The 15,388-nt window shown below is 40.3% G+C and carries 18 protein-coding genes; 10 read left to right on the top strand and 8 right to left on the bottom strand.

The genetic code is table 11. The features are described 5' to 3' along the window. Window positions 1-546: IS630 family transposase (locus LC653_RS20830; RefSeq protein ID WP_229496703.1), on the top strand; the 546-nt coding region annotated here is incomplete at its 5' end. Between the two features lie 34 nt (window positions 547-580). Beyond that, window positions 581-808 carry a trypsin-like serine peptidase gene (locus LC653_RS20835; RefSeq protein WP_229496704.1) on the top strand — a complete coding sequence of 76 codons (228 nt, stop codon included), beginning with the start codon at window positions 581-583 and terminating at the stop codon, window positions 806-808. 79 nt (window positions 809-887) lie between these two features. Here the strand turns inward: LC653_RS20835 and LC653_RS20840 are convergent, their stop codons facing one another. Together LC653_RS20840 and LC653_RS20845 are read right to left on the bottom strand one after the other, a co-directional pair. Then, window positions 888-1,046, bottom strand: a complete 159-nt coding sequence (locus tag LC653_RS20840) for a hypothetical protein (RefSeq protein ID WP_229496705.1) — start codon at window positions 1,044-1,046, stop codon at window positions 888-890. A gap of 81 nt (window positions 1,047-1,127) precedes the next feature. Then, window positions 1,128-1,337 (bottom strand): hypothetical protein, encoded by a 210-nt coding sequence (locus tag LC653_RS20845; protein ID WP_094352741.1) that lies wholly within the window; start codon window positions 1,335-1,337, stop codon window positions 1,128-1,130. A gap of 353 nt (window positions 1,338-1,690) precedes the next feature. On the opposite strand from LC653_RS20845, the gene LC653_RS20850 reads away from it, so the two are divergent. After that, complete coding sequence (locus LC653_RS20850; protein WP_229496706.1) at window positions 1,691-2,740, top strand: adenosine deaminase; 1,050 nt, start codon at window positions 1,691-1,693, stop codon at window positions 2,738-2,740. A gap of 644 nt (window positions 2,741-3,384) precedes the next feature. Here the strand turns inward: LC653_RS20850 and LC653_RS20855 are convergent. Continuing rightward, entirely contained in the window at window positions 3,385-4,029 is a 645-nt protein-coding gene (locus LC653_RS20855) for a hypothetical protein (RefSeq protein ID WP_229496707.1), read from the bottom strand. A gap of 226 nt (window positions 4,030-4,255) precedes the next feature. Here LC653_RS20855 and mutL point away from each other — a divergent pair, with 226 nt between their 5' ends. Then, window positions 4,256-6,010 carry a DNA mismatch repair endonuclease MutL gene (gene mutL, locus LC653_RS20860; RefSeq protein WP_229496708.1) on the top strand — a complete coding sequence of 585 codons (1,755 nt, stop codon included), beginning with the start codon at window positions 4,256-4,258 and terminating at the stop codon, window positions 6,008-6,010. Window positions 6,011-6,028: 18 nt separating this feature from the next. On the opposite strand, the gene LC653_RS20865 is transcribed toward mutL, so the two are convergent. After that, the gene (locus LC653_RS20865) at window positions 6,029-6,580 is read right to left on the bottom strand and encodes a Uma2 family endonuclease (RefSeq protein WP_229496709.1); all 552 of its coding nucleotides are present in this window, start codon (window positions 6,578-6,580) and stop codon (window positions 6,029-6,031) included. A 257-nt stretch (window positions 6,581-6,837) separates the two neighbouring features. Here LC653_RS20865 and LC653_RS20870 point away from each other — a divergent pair, with 257 nt between their 5' ends. Next, on the top strand, window positions 6,838-7,110 hold the full coding sequence (locus LC653_RS20870) for a GlsB/YeaQ/YmgE family stress response membrane protein (RefSeq protein WP_229496770.1): 273 nt from the start codon (window positions 6,838-6,840) through the stop codon (window positions 7,108-7,110). 176 nt (window positions 7,111-7,286) lie between these two features. Here LC653_RS20870 and LC653_RS20875 read toward each other — a convergent pair whose 3' ends face one another. After that, window positions 7,287-7,469 (bottom strand): CsbD family protein, encoded by a 183-nt coding sequence (locus LC653_RS20875; RefSeq protein ID WP_100901031.1) that lies wholly within the window; start codon window positions 7,467-7,469, stop codon window positions 7,287-7,289. A gap of 306 nt (window positions 7,470-7,775) precedes the next feature. Between LC653_RS20875 and LC653_RS20880 the strand changes: the two genes are divergently transcribed. Then, window positions 7,776-8,663 (top strand): TIGR02587 family membrane protein, encoded by an 888-nt coding sequence (locus LC653_RS20880; RefSeq protein ID WP_229496710.1) that lies wholly within the window; start codon window positions 7,776-7,778, stop codon window positions 8,661-8,663. Then, window positions 8,660-9,055 carry a TIGR02588 family protein gene (locus LC653_RS20885; protein ID WP_229496711.1) on the top strand — a complete coding sequence of 132 codons (396 nt, stop codon included), beginning with the start codon at window positions 8,660-8,662 and terminating at the stop codon, window positions 9,053-9,055. The genes LC653_RS20880 and LC653_RS20885 overlap by 4 nt, the downstream gene beginning before the upstream one ends. Before the next feature lie 245 nt (window positions 9,056-9,300). On the opposite strand, the gene LC653_RS20890 is transcribed toward LC653_RS20885, so the two are convergent. The 3 genes from LC653_RS20890 to LC653_RS20900 form a co-directional block, all read right to left on the bottom strand. Then, window positions 9,301-10,068: a ChaB family protein gene (locus LC653_RS20890; RefSeq protein ID WP_229496712.1), complete on the bottom strand. Its 768-nt coding sequence runs from the start codon at window positions 10,066-10,068 to the stop codon at window positions 9,301-9,303. 152 nt (window positions 10,069-10,220) lie between these two features. After that, window positions 10,221-10,760 carry a Dps family protein gene (locus tag LC653_RS20895; RefSeq protein WP_229496713.1) on the bottom strand — a complete coding sequence of 180 codons (540 nt, stop codon included), beginning with the start codon at window positions 10,758-10,760 and terminating at the stop codon, window positions 10,221-10,223. A 373-nt stretch (window positions 10,761-11,133) separates the two neighbouring features. After that, entirely contained in the window at window positions 11,134-11,493 is a 360-nt protein-coding gene (locus tag LC653_RS20900) for a hypothetical protein (RefSeq protein ID WP_229496714.1), read from the bottom strand. A 747-nt stretch (window positions 11,494-12,240) separates the two neighbouring features. Here LC653_RS20900 and LC653_RS20905 point away from each other — a divergent pair. The 3 genes from LC653_RS20905 to LC653_RS20915 are packed head-to-tail and all read left to right on the top strand — an operon-like array spanning window position 12,241 to window position 15,379. Next, window positions 12,241-13,950 (top strand): fumarate reductase/succinate dehydrogenase flavoprotein subunit, encoded by a 1,710-nt coding sequence (locus tag LC653_RS20905; RefSeq protein ID WP_229496715.1) that lies wholly within the window; start codon window positions 12,241-12,243, stop codon window positions 13,948-13,950. Window positions 13,951-13,952: 2 nt separating this feature from the next. Beyond that, window positions 13,953-14,675, top strand: a complete 723-nt coding sequence (locus LC653_RS20910) for an HAD family hydrolase (RefSeq protein WP_229496716.1) — start codon at window positions 13,953-13,955, stop codon at window positions 14,673-14,675. An 8-nt stretch (window positions 14,676-14,683) separates the two neighbouring features. Continuing rightward, complete coding sequence (locus LC653_RS20915; protein WP_229496717.1) at window positions 14,684-15,379, top strand: HAD family hydrolase; 696 nt, start codon at window positions 14,684-14,686, stop codon at window positions 15,377-15,379. Window positions 15,380-15,388: the final 9 nt, after the last annotated feature.

Raw genomic sequence — 15,388 nt, forward strand, 5'->3', positions numbered from 1 at the left:
AAAAAAACATACGGGTATAGCCAGCGAGATGAGGCCAAACGGGCGGCATTCTTAGCGCAACTAGATAACCCAAAAGCCCCTCATCTGATATATGTCGATGAATCTGGTATGGATGAACGCGATAACTACGGTTACGGCTACTCCCTTGCTGGAGAGCGCTTCTACGACCTCAAATCAGGTCGGCGGCAGGGTCGTATTAATATGATCGCTGGCTATCGAGATCGGCAACTGATTGCCCCATTTACGGTTGAGGGGGCGTGTAACCGTACTGTGTTTGAAACCTGGTTAGAAACTTGCTTGATTCCGGTGTTGCGTCCGGGTGAGTGGGTAATTGTAGATAATGCGACATTTCATCATGGCGGTCGGATTGCCCAATTAATTGAAGCCGCAGGGTGTCAGCTAGTTTACCTGCCGCCCTACTCGCCAGACCTCAATCGGATTGAAAAGTGTTGGGCGACTTTAAAAAGCAGAATTCGCAAGCTATTACTTAAATCTGATAATTTACGTGATGCTATGGAAATCGTTCTCAAGCAAGCTGCGTCCTAATTAAAATGGCTACGGCTATACTGCTGGTAAAAGTATGACTGCTGGCGTTCATCTAGAATGCAGTATCCTCCGCCGTCAGGATAATTTGTTGTACCACAACTGTGATACTAATCACGGTGCTTCTGGAGGTGCAATTATCGGTAATATAAACGGCAAGTATTATATTTTCGCCCTCCACTCCGGCTCAAACGAGGTGAATGGATTGCTGTTGAACCGTGCAGTGGAAATGTCTCGCTTGGATGAGTGGTTGCAAGGGAATTAAGGACTAAAGTCCTTACTACGAACTTGCTTACCCATCAATTTAAATTTGACAAACTACTAGAAACTAAGCACAATTCTAATCACTTTGTGCCTAGTTCTCGCATTTCTTGGCGGGGCATGAACATAATATCAGTTTGTTCAAAAATTTTCGCCTGCACTGCTATAGTGTGAAGGCGTTTTTCTGGAAAATCATCCATAACGGATAAGTCTTGTGCATAGGCGTAGCCCAACCCAGCCATCGCACCTTTAAAATAACTATATCCAGCTTGAGGCTGGACAATAGCTAGAGATATTTTTGAGATTGAATGTTTACTTGATTTTTAACTTACCAAATCAACTAAGGCGTTGCTCTGAAAGCGGACTATAGATGAAACTGAGCAACCGCGATAATTCTCAGATGTGAATACTGATAGTGTGATATTAGCTTGACCGGGATCTAAAATGCGTTTTACCTTGCAGGTTTGCATTTTGTTGTTGCAGTAAGCAATAATGCGATCGCCAGCCTTGACTTCCAACGCTTGAATTTTCAATTAATACCAACCTTGCCAGGAATTTGCTTAGTTAAAGGAAAAATATATTGCTATATTTCACTTGCTCAACAATAGCGATGTTCTTCTAGTATAACACAAAAATTAAGGATATCAATGTTATCAATTTAATCTTGATGATGTCAAGTTTATTTATGCTCAAAACGCTATATAAATGCTGGATTTTCACAAAATAAGGATAAAATCCCGACCTTAGCGCAGAAGCCTTATCTGAAAAATCCAGATGGTGGAAAACCTGCGCTCCAATTTCTCTGGAGCTAAATTTTTTCGAGTCCAGATTTTTTCCTTCTATGTTTTTGTTACAATCAATGAAATTTTTACATAAAAATACCACTATGGCTTTATATGCTGAATTACATAGACATCTGGGCGGCTCGGTCGTACCACGAGTTTTATGGCGATATTTCGAGCGACATTCTTCTGAGTTGATTTCCCGCTTTGCTGACTATTCACAATTTGAAGATTTTTACACCCGTCCACGCAACAGCCTGGATGAGTATCTAGAATTACACACCCTGGTAGAAAGTGTGCAAACTGTTGAGACTTTGCCTTACTTTATCTATCGCTTGGTGCGGGGTGCTTACATTTTTGAAAATTTGGCTTATCTGGAACTGCGCTACACTCCCTATTTGCGGACACCTGAGCATCTGAGTCAATCACAGAGAATTGACAAGATGGCAGAAATCGTGCAAGTAGTAGGGCTTGCCAGCCACCAGCCAGAATATCCGATTGTTACTAGCCAAATTCTCTGTATGCACACGCGCCTACCTTATGAGGTGAACAAAGCGATTGTTGATTTGGCGGCGCAAAATAAGCAGTATGTCTGTGCAGTAGATGTAGCGGGGGGTGATAGCTATTATGCCGATCGCTTAGAAGAATGGATTAGCTTATATGATTATGCGCGATCGCAGGGCGTTAAAACTACTGGACATCTATATGAAACCACTGCTGGCTGTTACCCTGAACTGTTACCCTATCTCATGCGAATCGGTCACGGCATCCAAATTCCCCTACTATATCCAGAGTTACTTAATGATGTAGCTAAACGCGGACAGTGTTTAGAGGTTTGCCCCACAACTTACCTGAAAACTGGTACTTTGCAGGATATCCGTCAACTCAAATTAGTTTTTGACCGTTGTTTTGAAGCTGGGGTAGATATTGCTATCTGTACTGATAATGCTGGATTGCACAATGTGCGTCTGCCATTTGAGTATGAGAATCTCTTGACTTACAACATTATCAGTTTTGCACAACTACAAGCTTGTCAGGATGCAGCTTTCCGTCATGCTTTTGCTTGGCCTTACACTCAACGTCCCGCATCCCTGTTGAATGGGTTACTGAAACCTGAACCACCTAAAGTATTGGCAACAAGGGATAGTAATTAACCACCATCTAGAGGTAAGGGACTTCCAAATAAAAAAATATACCATTGCTATAGAGGCAGGGGGCAGGGGGAGGGAAAGTCATAGTGAAGTCCAGAAATTGGATAATTTATTTTTTGGAGTTCCCTAAGTAGAAAGTAAGATGATTTAATGTTTATTAATGTTCTAATCAGTGTGTTTTGTTGATGCTGTAGAGAAAGCTGTAATGCACAGTAGATATCTTGCAAAAGTGAGGTACACCCGTAGGGGCTTGTCTTTGCCCATAGGTGTCAACTTAACGTAAAAGCTATGTCCCGCAAGGAACTGAACTTCCTTGGCTTTTAGCGGAAGTCTTCTGTTGATGACTAAATATAGCCAAAAATCTTTAGTCTACTTCAGTAGACTTTAGCTATCAGCCTTGAACTTTAGTTCGAGGCGGGTGAGGAAGCTTTCAGTTAAGCTACTTTTAGCTTAAGTTGACACCAATGGGCAAAGACAAGCCCCTACACCTTGCGATATAATTTTGTACCGCATCTGAATGGGAACCGCTATAATTTATGGGTGTTTATCTGTGGTTTTCTTTTCACTGATTCGGATTTTTGCTGAATCTATCCCACGAATAATATTTTGTTAATATTGTTTGTGAATGCCATAGTTCATCCAGTACCTTAAAGGTAACGTCTACGTAAGATCCAACCAATCCCAATTACACATATACCGAATAGTGTTGCGTTAGTTTTTGGTTCTGGAGTTTTCTGCGGTGTCTGGAAGGAACCATTCAAAAAAGCTTGACCTTTCAAGGGAGCAGTTGGATCTTGATCGAGTGACTCAATTTCACTAAAGTTTAATATGCCTGTAGCACCGCTAAACCTGCCTGTACCACCAGTGATAGTTATAGTACCAGAACCTACTAATTGGCGGTTGATAAAGTCAAATGAAGCAGTAGCGCTACTGCTGCCAAATAATTTATCATCGCCACTGCCAAAAAACTCATCTCTGCCGATTGGCAAGCCTTGTAAACCAAATTTTGCTGGGTCTTGCAAGAATACGAGATTACCAGTATTGGGATCAGTTCGGCTGTAGTTATTTATGCTTGAAAAGTTACTCAGACCGTAAGGAGCATCAGAATTAAAGCCTGAGACAAATGCTTTTGATACGTCGGTCGATGGGATAGGTGTGAGAGTGACTTCCGTGTTGTATACTACATCAAATGGATAAGTAGTCTGGGCGATCGCTTTTGTCGTATTCGCACCCACACTAACTAAAAACAAAACTAGCCCAACAAGACATATATTATGCGATCGCAGTGTCATTTGAAGACCTCTACTATAATGACAACGAGCAGAATCTTTGTGCTATGAGCTAGAGAATCAATTTTCTACTAGCAAGTAAGCATAGAATACCAATTTGTAATTCATAGTTCGCCATAAATGCTACCACGTCAGCGAGAAAAATTTTTTGTAAATTCGCCTCCTCATCTGGCTCAACTTCTTCACTCCCCCCACTTCCCTTGCACCCAGAAGCTATAAACTATAATTTATGGCATCTACTATTCAAGCTCTACCAACAGAAGTCGTATATCTCATTACAGCTGGTGAGGTAATCGACTGTTTCGCTTCTGTGGTGCGGGAATTAGTAGAAAATTCCCTAGACGCAGGTGCAACGCGAATTGTGGTTTCTTTATGGCCGCAGCAATGGCGAATTCGTGTGGCAGATAATGGTTGTGGAATGAACCTAGATGATTTGCAACAAGCAGCCACAGCCCACAGCACCAGTAAAATTCGTTCTAGTGCCGATTTATGGAAAATTAACAGTTTAGGATTTCGTGGTGAGGCGTTACATAGCTTAACGACTCTGGCAGATTTAGAAATTTTGAGTCGTCCTGTGGGTGGAAAATTAGGATGGCGAATTAGCTATGGCAATGGTGGGGAAGTTGTGCAAGTTGAAGTAACTGCGATCGCACCTGGTACAGTGGTGACAGTTTCTCATCTTTTCGGTAATTGCTCATCTCGTCGTCAGGGATTGTCCACAGCAGCACAGCAAATGAAAGCCGTGCAAGCCACAATTCACCAAATCGCCCTGTGTCATCCTCATGTTACTTGGCAGATTTGGCAAAATGATCGTCAATGGTTCACCATCTCTCCCGCCGCGACAACTGGACAATTGCTACCGCAGATTTTACCCCAAGTGCGACAAGGTGATTTGCAAGAGGTGAAATTAGAAATACCCAACCCTCCCAACTCCTGTACAGACGCGATTAATCGCGTCTCTACTCCCCACTCCTGTACAGACGCGATTAATCGCGTCTCTACTCCTAACTCCTCACTCACTTTAGTGGTAGGATTACCCGATCGCACTCATCGTCATCGTCCAGATTGGGTACGTGTAGCCATTAACGGACGGATGGTTAAGACACCAGAACTAGAGCAAACAATATTATCAGCATTTCACAGAACATTACCACGCGATCGCTATCCAATTTGTTTCCTACATCTTGCCATTTCCCCCAATCAAATTAACTGGAATCGCAATCCAGCAAAAACAGAAATTTACCTCAACGAAATCATTTATTGGCAAGAGCAAATTACCCAAGCTATTAACCAAGCACTCAGCATTTCTTCTAGCAATCTCAAAGAAGCTGTCCACACCACACGAGTTAGTAAATTACTCAAAGCCGCAGAAGCCAAAGGCGGCTACAATTTCAATTCTCAAAATCCTAATCCTTGTACAGACGCGATTAATCGCGTCTCTCCTAACTCCTTGAAAGCTGTCGCTCAAGTTAGCAACACCTATATTGTGGCGGAACATCCAGGTGGTATGTGGTTAGTGGAACAGCACATTGCCCATGAGCGAGTTTTGTATGAGCAATTGTGTGATGATTGGCAACTTGTCCCCGTCGAACCGCCAATCATTCTTTATCAATTGTCGCCAGCGCAAGTATCGCAACTGCAACGCATCGGTTTAGAAATAGAACCCTTTGGCGAACAACTTTGGGCAGTGCGAAACATACCCGCACCTTTGCAGCAGCGAGACGACTGTGCAGAAGCAATTTTAGAACTTAGTTGGGGAGGCGATTTACAAACAGCCCAAGTAGCTGTCGCCTGTCGCAGTGCCATTCGTAATGGTACACCTATGAACCAACAAGAAATGCAGACACTTTTAGATAATTGGCAACGCACTCGCAACCCTCGCACCTGTCCCCACGGACGCCCAATTTATCTATCTTTAGAAGAATCAGCTTTAGCCCGGTTTTTCCGGCGGAATTGGGTAATTGGTAAAAGTCATGGAATTTGACTTTTTATTTAAATTATCTTAATTGTTAATTATCTGTGCCACCGCAACAGAAATATCTGGAAATGCCAGAGGTTGAATTGTTCCCATAGTCAATGTTAGTTTTGTGGCATACTCTCCGTCTAAGATTTCCCGAAACACCACTAAGTGTAGCTTTTTGAGATTGACAACCCAATACTCTAAAATACCTGCTTCTGCGTATATTTTGCTTTTTCTCTGTAAATCTTTTTCTAAACTGGAGTTAGAATACTCAATTAACCAGAAAATATTTTCTGGATAGGGATGATGCTCTCGATACTCGCGTCCTAAACGTTGGACAATGGCAATATCTGGTTCTGGTTCCGAGTCGTTGGGTAATGTGATAGGCTTGGCATGACGAATTTTGGCACGTTCAGCCAATAACTTTGCCAGATACTCACCACTTTCATCACTACAATAAGCATGGGGTTCCCCTTCCGGCGACATTTCGACAATTTCTCCCTTAAGTAGTTCTACTTTGCGATCGCTCAAAATGCCAGCATCAATCATGCGGTGATATTCGTCAATCGTCCACTTAGCAACAATAACAGTCATGACGATTGATTCCTCCCAGTGATTATTGATATTTTTCCATCTTAAACGTATTTTAAAGGAAGCCGCTAGCGCCTATGTACCCGTGTAGCCAAGACTTATAATCATTAGGGTTGTAGTTATTGGCAACAAAGTGCAATCTAATTAGCATAAAGAGTATTAATTTTTATTGAAGTTTAATACTTGTATCTTCGGGTATAAGGAAAACACTATTGTAATTTCTAAGCTAGTCATTAAGTTTTTTAATGGATGAAATTATGCTGAACATTATTGCTTGGATAATTTTAGGTTTAATTGCTGGAGCGATCGCTAAAGCTATTTATCCCGGTCGTCAGGGTGGCGGATTTTTTTCAACTATGGTTTTAGGTATTATAGGTGCTGTGATCGGGGGAATTTTAGTTACTATTTTAGAGACAGGAAGATTTCAATTAACTGCTGCAACCCTTAGTATTCCTGGTATAATTCTTGCCGTTATTGGTGCAATGATTGCCATCTTTGTCTGGAACTTATTAGCTAATCGTGCTAGTTCTTAGTTGAATCAAATTGCTAATAAAATCATGGTAAGAACCAGTTTGTTAGTAATTACCCTTTTAACTTTTACGCCAACAACACAAAAACTCCACTTCCTAAAAGATAGTGGAGTAATTAATGTTAGACTATCAGTAATAGAATCATCGTTAACATTACTATTTACACTGCAAAAACTAAATTAGTCTAAAGCTTTCTTAAGTTCGTCTTTAATGTTTTCTACAGTGTGAGTAGCTTGGGCTTGGGCTTGCTTTGTTTGTCCTTCAGCTTTATCTTGTGGATTGCCGGTTATTTCACCCACAACCTCTTGAATTTTCCCTTCAATATTTTTTGCAGTAGCTTCTACTCTTTTTTCAGCACTCATGGTTTTTATTTCCAGCTTGTAGTTGATTCAGCTATTACATAAACTAACAGTAGTGTATTATTTTTGACTTCCATCAACCGAGAGAAGAATTTGCTAGATTATGTATCTTAAGATAGATACGGGGTGCGACAGAACACCCGACTGAAAAAATATGAAGATATCGTAAATTCGCGGTGTCCAGATCCCCGACTTCGTAAAAGTTGTCGGGGATCTAACTTTTCACGAAGGATTTAGGACTGCTATATGCATCTTCATAGAGAATTAGTATAAGTCAAAGCAAATTTTCAACAAAAGGAAAGTAAAGGAGTGACAACAAAACGTCAAAAAAATGCATGGAGGAGTGAGATTAATGACATCATTCGGGGTGCTTGCGGAGGTTTTTTATTTGGTATACCTTTACTGTACACAATGGAGGTTTGGTGGATTGGCTCATTGGTAAAACCACAACTGATGATGATGGCGATCGCATTAATGTTTATTGTGGTTTACTTGCTCAATTATACAGAAGGCTTTCGCAAACGCAGATATAGCTGGCTAACTCCTGAAGCCGCAATGGATACCGTAGAAGCGATCGCGATCGGACTAGCTTGCTCTGCCTTTGTGCTGCTACTATTGCGAGAATTGACCCCAGAAACTTCCCTAAAGGAATCTTTAGGTAAAATCATCTTTGAAAGTGTGCCTTTCACTCTCGGTGTAGCATTAGCCAACCAGTTTTTGGGAGATACTAGAAACAGCAATGCAGAAGCACAAGCAAGCGATCAGGTAAACAGCACAACCAAAAACAAAGGGGATGAGTTACAAGCCACCTTTGCCGATGTGGGTGGAACCCTAATTGGTGCAACCATAATTGCATTTAACATTGCTCCAACAGATGAAATTCCTATGCTTGCAGCCGCAGCCTCACCACCTTGGCAATTGGCAATGATCGCCACATCTTTGCTGATTTCTTATGGCATTGTATTTGAGGCAGGCTTTTCTGACCAGCAAAAGCGAAGACAGCAAAAGGGAATTTTCCAACGACCATCAAGCGAAACCATTATGTCCTACCTAGTATCACTGCTAGCAAGCGCTTTTATGCTGTGGTTTTTTCAAAAGTTAACTTTTAGCGACCCTTGGACAATGTGGTTAGATCACACCTTGATGCTGGGCTTACCTGCAACTATTGGCGGTGCAGCCGGAAGGTTAGCAATATGACTAAAACAGAACAACCAAAGCGTTCAATTGCAGAGTGGGTAACATTCAGCGTTGCCTCACTTATCCTAGCAATCATTGTGAGTTTGGTGGGCTACACTTGGCTGAACGAAAAGAATCAACCTCCCATTGTTTCTGTCACCAAAAAACAAACAATTCGGGAAATTAATGGGCAATTTTATGTTCCCTTTGAAGTCGTGAATAGTGGAGGAGACACAGCCGAGTCAGTTCAAATTATGGCTGAGTTACTGATTAACGGTAAAGTTACAGAAACAGGAGAGCAACAGATCGATTTTTTATCTAGTGGGGAAAGTGAAGAAGGTGCATTTATATTCAGCCAAAACCCGCGCCAAGGTCAGTTAAATCTGCGTGTTGGTAGTTATAAATTGCCCTAATAAAGATTTAAAACCGCAGATATAGCAATATTCACGGGTAGGGACACGGCAATGCCGTGTCCCCACAAGTATCTGTATTCATCTGTGGTTAATTATTTTTTATGGATCTTACCCATGCGGGAATAGCTATAAACGCGGACTAACACAAATGATTGTAGGGTGGGCATCTCGCCCGCCCTTAACTAAAGAAAGCTTGGCAGAATTACCCACCCTATACAATTGGATAATTTATTTTTTGGAAATCTTTAAGCTTTAACCTTAGCTTTTGACCAAACCCCATTTTCATCTTCATCATATTGCTGATGAACAGACTCCCAAGCGGCTTGTTCAGCAGTGAACTCATCATTTTTCTCATTGAAGACAGTGTTATAGCGCTCAATGAAGGTGTGTTGAGCTTCATCAGAAAGATGAGCGCGAACTTCAGGAGACAAGTCTTGTGGGCTGTTGCACTGTCCAGGACAAGGGCGAGCAAAGGTTTTTTCAATTGTGTGAATTTCTTCGCCACCAGCACTTTCGAGCAACAATTGAAATTCGCCAGCGCGATCGCTCGGTACTTCTGCCATCACTAAGAACTCGCCAGCTTGTAAGCGGGTTTGGTAGATAGCCGCTTTATCTTCTGGCATCCCCAAAGTAGTTAGAACCGATACTAGACCAGCACCTGCACTACCTGCGATCGCTCCACTCGCTGCTCCCAATAGCACTGCACCAATAGGCCCTGCTGCCACAATTGGGCCGACAAAAGGAATAAACAGTACGCCTACACCCGTGAGCAAGCTGAGAAAGGAACCAAACAAAGAACCAAAAACTGCTCCTGTTCTCAAACCTCCCAGAATCACATCTTTTTTACTAATAAAGCCAGCGATTCTAGTTTCGGACTGGAAATTTCTACCCATGACCGAAATATGATCTCTAGGCACACTCCTGTCTAATAAACGCCGAATCACATCATCAATTTGCTTCTGCTCTTTAAATACAGCAGAGATAGTACGTTCTGCTTTATATACTTCTGACACTTAAAAACTCCTTGTATTATGTTATTTTTGCAATGAATATGGTGAATAGGTGGATGCAGGGAGATTAATTATTTCACAGCAGTTAGAAGGAGGATTGATTCCTCCTTCTAACTGGTTTCACAGATAGTCATTCTCAACTCAGACGTTATGAGCTATACACCTACAGGAGTCTTAGCCTTTTCTGCTGGCTGTCTACCATCTGGATCTAGTGCTTCCCCTTCAATAAATGAACGCAGCATCCAAGCTATCTCCTCATGCTGTTCCAGCAGTCCAGTCAGAAAGTCAGCAGTTCCTTGATCGTGGAACTTTTCACCAGACTGATCCACATGGTCTCTCAAGTTACGAATAACCTGCTCGTGATCATCCACTAGATTAGCTACCATCCCCGTTGCTGTGGGAACATTACCAGCATGTTCCTTGAGAGTAGCGAGCTTGAGAAATCCCTCCAATGTGCCAACTGGATAACCACCCAAAGCACGAACCCGCTCTGCCAAAGCATCAATATTTAGAGTCAGCTTTTGGTAGTGTTCTTCCCAAAGCTGGTGCAAAGAGCGGAACTGAGGGCCAACGACATCCCAGTGATACTTTTTGGTTTTCACCAACAGTAGATAAGCATCTGCCAAATCTTGATTTAACAGATTAATTACACCTTGACGCTGTTCTTCAGTCAAACCAATGTTTATCGAGCGCATTGTTTTCCATCCCTAAGCAAACTTATTCATTAATCTCTCAAATTCCAGGCAGATTCCACATCAACCAAAGGTAACATTGTCGGCTGAAATTAATTATATGCCTATGCCTTAATAGGTAGTGTTAAGCCAATATTCTAGTAATTAGCGAACTTTATTGATTTTTTTGGCTACAACAATAAAATATACTAAATATAATTATCAATTAAGATATTTTTAATCAAAACTATGTAAATCCAGTTTCACCATAGATGCTCAGAGTGAACATATTTTTATAATTAAATTGTAGTCTCTAGGTTAACAGTACTAATTAGTAATGGGTCACTGCATTTACGCAATCACCCATTACTACCGAAAAATTACCAGAACTATTAATTTAGTTCTTACCTGTAACTTTATCCAACACATTCTTTATATTTTCTTCCACAGATGTTGCACTCTGGGAATTTTCTGGACGCTTCTGCTTGTCAATATCAGCAGCTCCCTGAACCTCATTAAGTCCTTCGTTAGTCTCTTTTTGAGTCTTTTCCAATCCTTCTGGTGGTTCTTTAGCGGCTTCGTCAGTTTTGGCCTGAATGTCAAGCAGTTGTGTAGTAGCTTCGGTAGGGTCACTTTGGTAGCTATCGATCGCAAAAGCAGGAAAAGCACTAGATAACAATAGTAAGGCGCAAGTAAAAGCCACAACTAAGAAGCGTACTGGACTTAAGATAGATAAAACAGAAGCAATCATTTTCATTTGAAATCCTCGATAACAGCTTTAACAACGCAGAACTTTCACTAAGAGAGCGGAAACTCACACCTTATTTGGTAAAGAGCAAAAATAGCAAGCTCCGCTTCAATCTGGAAGTTCTTTATAAACGAACCTGGCGAAGAAATTGTCTTTGGATTTCTGCATCGAAACTAGTAAGGGATAATAAGCAAATACCACCTTAATTCTTTAGCAAAATCATTACATTTTTTATTGACAATCTTCTATTAAGGTTCACTGTTTTTACTTTTACTATGAAAATGCTATCGCCTGCATCAATCTCTAGAATGAAATTTCTTATATCTTTAGTTGTAATAAAATCAGTCTCTAGGTATATCGACTTAATATAGTTTTAGCAAGTTTATGGCTCTACTATTTTTGTTCAGTTAGCTCGACTTTATCCAATCAGTAGAAGGTAACATCGCAATTTTGCAAGAACATGTTTGTCATTGTGAGCGACAGCGTAGTGTTCACGTAGCTTCTGGTAGAGAAGCAATCCCATATCTTGCGATTGCTTTACTCCACCACGTTGCGATTTGGGTTTGATCTAACTTACACATTTGGGATGCTCCCCAGTAGAAAAACTTTTGCCGGATCTTGCTTTTACTGCTTATTCATGTGAATATTTTAACAGACGAAATACGGTAAATCGCTAAATTTACCGTATTTTATGTGTAAAAACATAAAAAATACTTATATTACATAAAATTACACAGTGAATCTAGAGATTTAGATATGAATATTAATACCCTGTGGATCAAAACAGATGTACTAGTCATTGGCGGTGGTACCGCAGGAACAATGGCAGGTATCAAGGCAAAGCAAGCGAATCCTAATACAGATGTGCTGATTTTAGAAAAGGCTAACATCCGTCGCAGTGGTGCGATCGCAATGGGTATGGATGGAGTGAATACCGCAGTCATTCCCGGTCATTCTACACCAGAACAATACGTCCGGGAAATCACCCTTGCTAACGATGGCATTGTCAACCAAAAAGCCGTTTATCAAACAGGCAAATTAGGTTACGAAGTCATCCAAGAATTAGAAAGTTGGGGTGTGAAATTTCAAAAAGATGCCCAAGGCAACTATGACTTAAAACAAGTGCATCGTGTGGGTAAATATGTCTTACCCATGCCAGAAGGTAAAGACCTCAAACCCATCCTCACCCGACAAGTTAAACGCCACAAAGTCAAAGTCACAAATCGCGTCATGGCAACCCGTGTGTTAGTCCAAGAAGGACGTGCTATTGGTGCGGTGGGATTTGATGTCAGAAACGGAGATTATATTGTTATTCAAGCTAAAGCAGTCATCCTGTGTACAGGTGCTTGTGGCAGATTAGGATTACCTGCTTCTGGCTATCTCTACGGCACTTATGAAAATCCTACCAATGCTGGAGATGGCTATTCAATGGCTTATCATGCAGGAGCAGAACTCAGCAATATTGAATGCTTTCAAGTTAATCCTTTAATCAAAGATTACAATGGCCCCGCCTGTGCTTATGTCGCCGGGCCTTTTGGCGCTCATACTGCTAACGCCGAAGGAAATCGCTTCATTAGCTGTGACTATTGGAGTGGTCAAATGATGTTGGAAATCTGGAAAGAATTAAATTCTGGTAAGGGGCCAGTCCAACTCAAAATGACCCATCTCGATGAAGATACAATTGCAGAAATTGAATCCATACTGTGGGCGAATGAACGACCGAGTAGAGAACGTTTTCATCAAGGTAGAAATGAAGATTACCGCACCCACGGCGTAGAGATGCACATTTCAGAAATTGGCTTATGTAGTGGTCATAGTGCCTCTGGTGTGTGGGTGAATGAAAACGCTCAAACAACAGTCCCAGGCTTATATGCAGCCGGAGACATGGCCAGCGTTCCCCATAATTACATGATTGGGGCATTTGTTTTCGGTCGTATAGCCGGAACTCATGCCATTGAATATATCCAAGATTTAGATTTTATTGAACCAGATACAGATTTTTTAGAAGCTGAAAAAGCCAGAATTTATGCACCTTTAACTCGCCCCAATGGTGTACCTCACACCCAGGTAGAATACAAATTAAGACGCTTAGTTAATGATTATCTGCAACCACCAAAATCAGGGAATAAAATCGAGATTGGTTTAAAACATTTTATCCAATATCAAGAAACATTAGATTTAATGGGCGCTCGTGATCCCCATGAATTGATGCGTAGTATAGAAGTGCATTTTATTCGAGACTGTGCAGAAATGGCAGCTAGAGCATCATTATATCGCCAAGAAACTCGTTGGGGTCTTTATCATTACCGTTTAGATTACCCTGAAAAGAATGATGATGAGTGGTTTTGTCATGTCAACTTAAAGAAAGATGAATTAGAGCAAATGATATTGTTTAAGCGTCCTGTAGATCCTTACATCGTGGATGTAAATTTACATAATGAAATTTATGATATAGCAGTGAAATAAACATGAAATATTTATTTTGGGATTTTGATCATACACTAGGTTATCGTGATGGAATGTGGAGTGAAACTTTACATTCAATATTGAAACGTCATGAAATCCACAATATAGACTTAGAAGATATTCGACCATTCGTAAATATTGGCTTTACTTGGCACTCTCCAGAAACTCCCCATAATTTATTGTTTAATGGGAAAACATGGTGGGAGTATATGAATGAATATTTTGCAGAAATATATGAAAAACTAGGAATAAATAAAACTCAAGCGATAAAATATGCTTCCCAAGTCCAGAATGAATATAAAGATTTGGAAAAATGGCATTTATATGATGATGTAATTCCTACTTTGCAAGATGCAATTAAAAATAATTATAAAAATATAATTATTTCAAATCATATACCTGAGTTACACGAAATCATCAACCAATTAAATATTACAGAATACTTTGAAGAAATATATACGTCTGGAAAAATTGGACATGAAAAACCCAGCCTCAAATTTTATGCTCATGTCATCAATGATTTAAAGATTGAAAAAACAGAATGTGTAATGATAGGTGATAGCTACAATGATGATATCGCTGGAGCATTACGGGCGGATATACAAGCAATTTTAGTCAGGAAGCCTAATGATAAAAATTATAAACTTTATAGTCCAGATTTCAGAGGAATACTAAAAATAATTAGAAAAGTTTCAACTATGGAAGAAAGCATTTTCGTGAATTAAAGAATTGAATGAGTTATAAAGCCATAATTTTTGATCTCGATAATACACTGTTGAATTTTGAGCTATGTGAACGCCAAGCTATTCTTGGCGCATTGGAAGATTGTGCAGTATCTTTAAATTTAAATGGAGTCAGTGAGACTATTTTTCTTCAAGTCTTTGAAACTTATAATTCCAAGTATTGGAGACAGCGAGATATCTTTTCTCCTAGTGAGTTAATCAAGATGTCTTATCGAAGTACACTTGCTCAATTATATATACAAACAGATCAAATCAGCAATCTTAGTCAAAGTTTTTGGCATATTTTTAATCATTTTGCTGTAATGGAACCTGATGTAAATGAAGTGCTAACTGTTCTCGCACGCAATTATCGTTTGGCTGTCATTACAAATGGTTTTGTATCAGCGCAACTACCGAGAATGCAAGCTGCTGGAATTGAGCATTTTTTTGAAGCAGTTGTAGTTTCTGAAGCAATTGGTTTTGCTAAACCATCTCCTGAGATATTCCATCATGCTTTATCTAGGTTAAATTTAACATCAGCAGAAGTTCTTTACGTTGGAGATTCTCTAAAGCACGACTATGCGGGAGCAACACAAGTCAAAATGGATTTTTGCTATTACAACAGAAAAAATCAAAATTTACCACAAGAAGCAAAACCAAAGTTTATGATAAGTGAACTCTTAAATTTGCTGGAATTTTTTAACTAACAAATTTTT

Origin of the sequence: Nostoc mirabile CHAB5784 (assembly GCF_020829645.1) — a bacterium.
GTDB lineage: Bacteria > Cyanobacteriota > Cyanobacteriia > Cyanobacteriales > Nostocaceae > Nostoc > Nostoc mirabile.

Bases quoted from the DNA above. Each gene is read 5' to 3' on its own strand.
- LC653_RS20835 (WP_229496704.1), top strand. From the start codon at position 581: ATGACTGCTGGCGTTCATCTAGAATGCAGTATCCTCCGCCGTCAGGAT.
- LC653_RS20840 (WP_229496705.1), bottom strand. From the start codon at position 1,046: ATGGCTGGGTTGGGCTACGCCTATGCACAAGACTTATCCGTTATGGAT.
- LC653_RS20850 (WP_229496706.1), top strand. From the start codon at position 1,691: ATGGCTTTATATGCTGAATTACATAGACATCTGGGCGGCTCGGTCGTA.
- LC653_RS20855 (WP_229496707.1), bottom strand. From the start codon at position 4,029: ATGACACTGCGATCGCATAATATATGTCTTGTTGGGCTAGTTTTGTTT.
- mutL (WP_229496708.1), top strand. From the start codon at position 4,256: ATGGCATCTACTATTCAAGCTCTACCAACAGAAGTCGTATATCTCATT.
- LC653_RS20865 (WP_229496709.1), bottom strand. From the start codon at position 6,580: ATGACTGTTATTGTTGCTAAGTGGACGATTGACGAATATCACCGCATG.
- LC653_RS20875 (WP_100901031.1), bottom strand. From the start codon at position 7,469: ATGAGTGCTGAAAAAAGAGTAGAAGCTACTGCAAAAAATATTGAAGGG.
- LC653_RS20885 (WP_229496711.1), top strand. From the start codon at position 8,660: ATGACTAAAACAGAACAACCAAAGCGTTCAATTGCAGAGTGGGTAACA.
- LC653_RS20895 (WP_229496713.1), bottom strand. From the start codon at position 10,760: ATGCGCTCGATAAACATTGGTTTGACTGAAGAACAGCGTCAAGGTGTA.
- LC653_RS20900 (WP_229496714.1), bottom strand. From the start codon at position 11,493: ATGAAAATGATTGCTTCTGTTTTATCTATCTTAAGTCCAGTACGCTTC.
- LC653_RS20905 (WP_229496715.1), top strand. From the start codon at position 12,241: ATGAATATTAATACCCTGTGGATCAAAACAGATGTACTAGTCATTGGC.
- LC653_RS20910 (WP_229496716.1), top strand. From the start codon at position 13,953: ATGAAATATTTATTTTGGGATTTTGATCATACACTAGGTTATCGTGAT.
- LC653_RS20915 (WP_229496717.1), top strand. From the start codon at position 14,684: ATGAGTTATAAAGCCATAATTTTTGATCTCGATAATACACTGTTGAAT.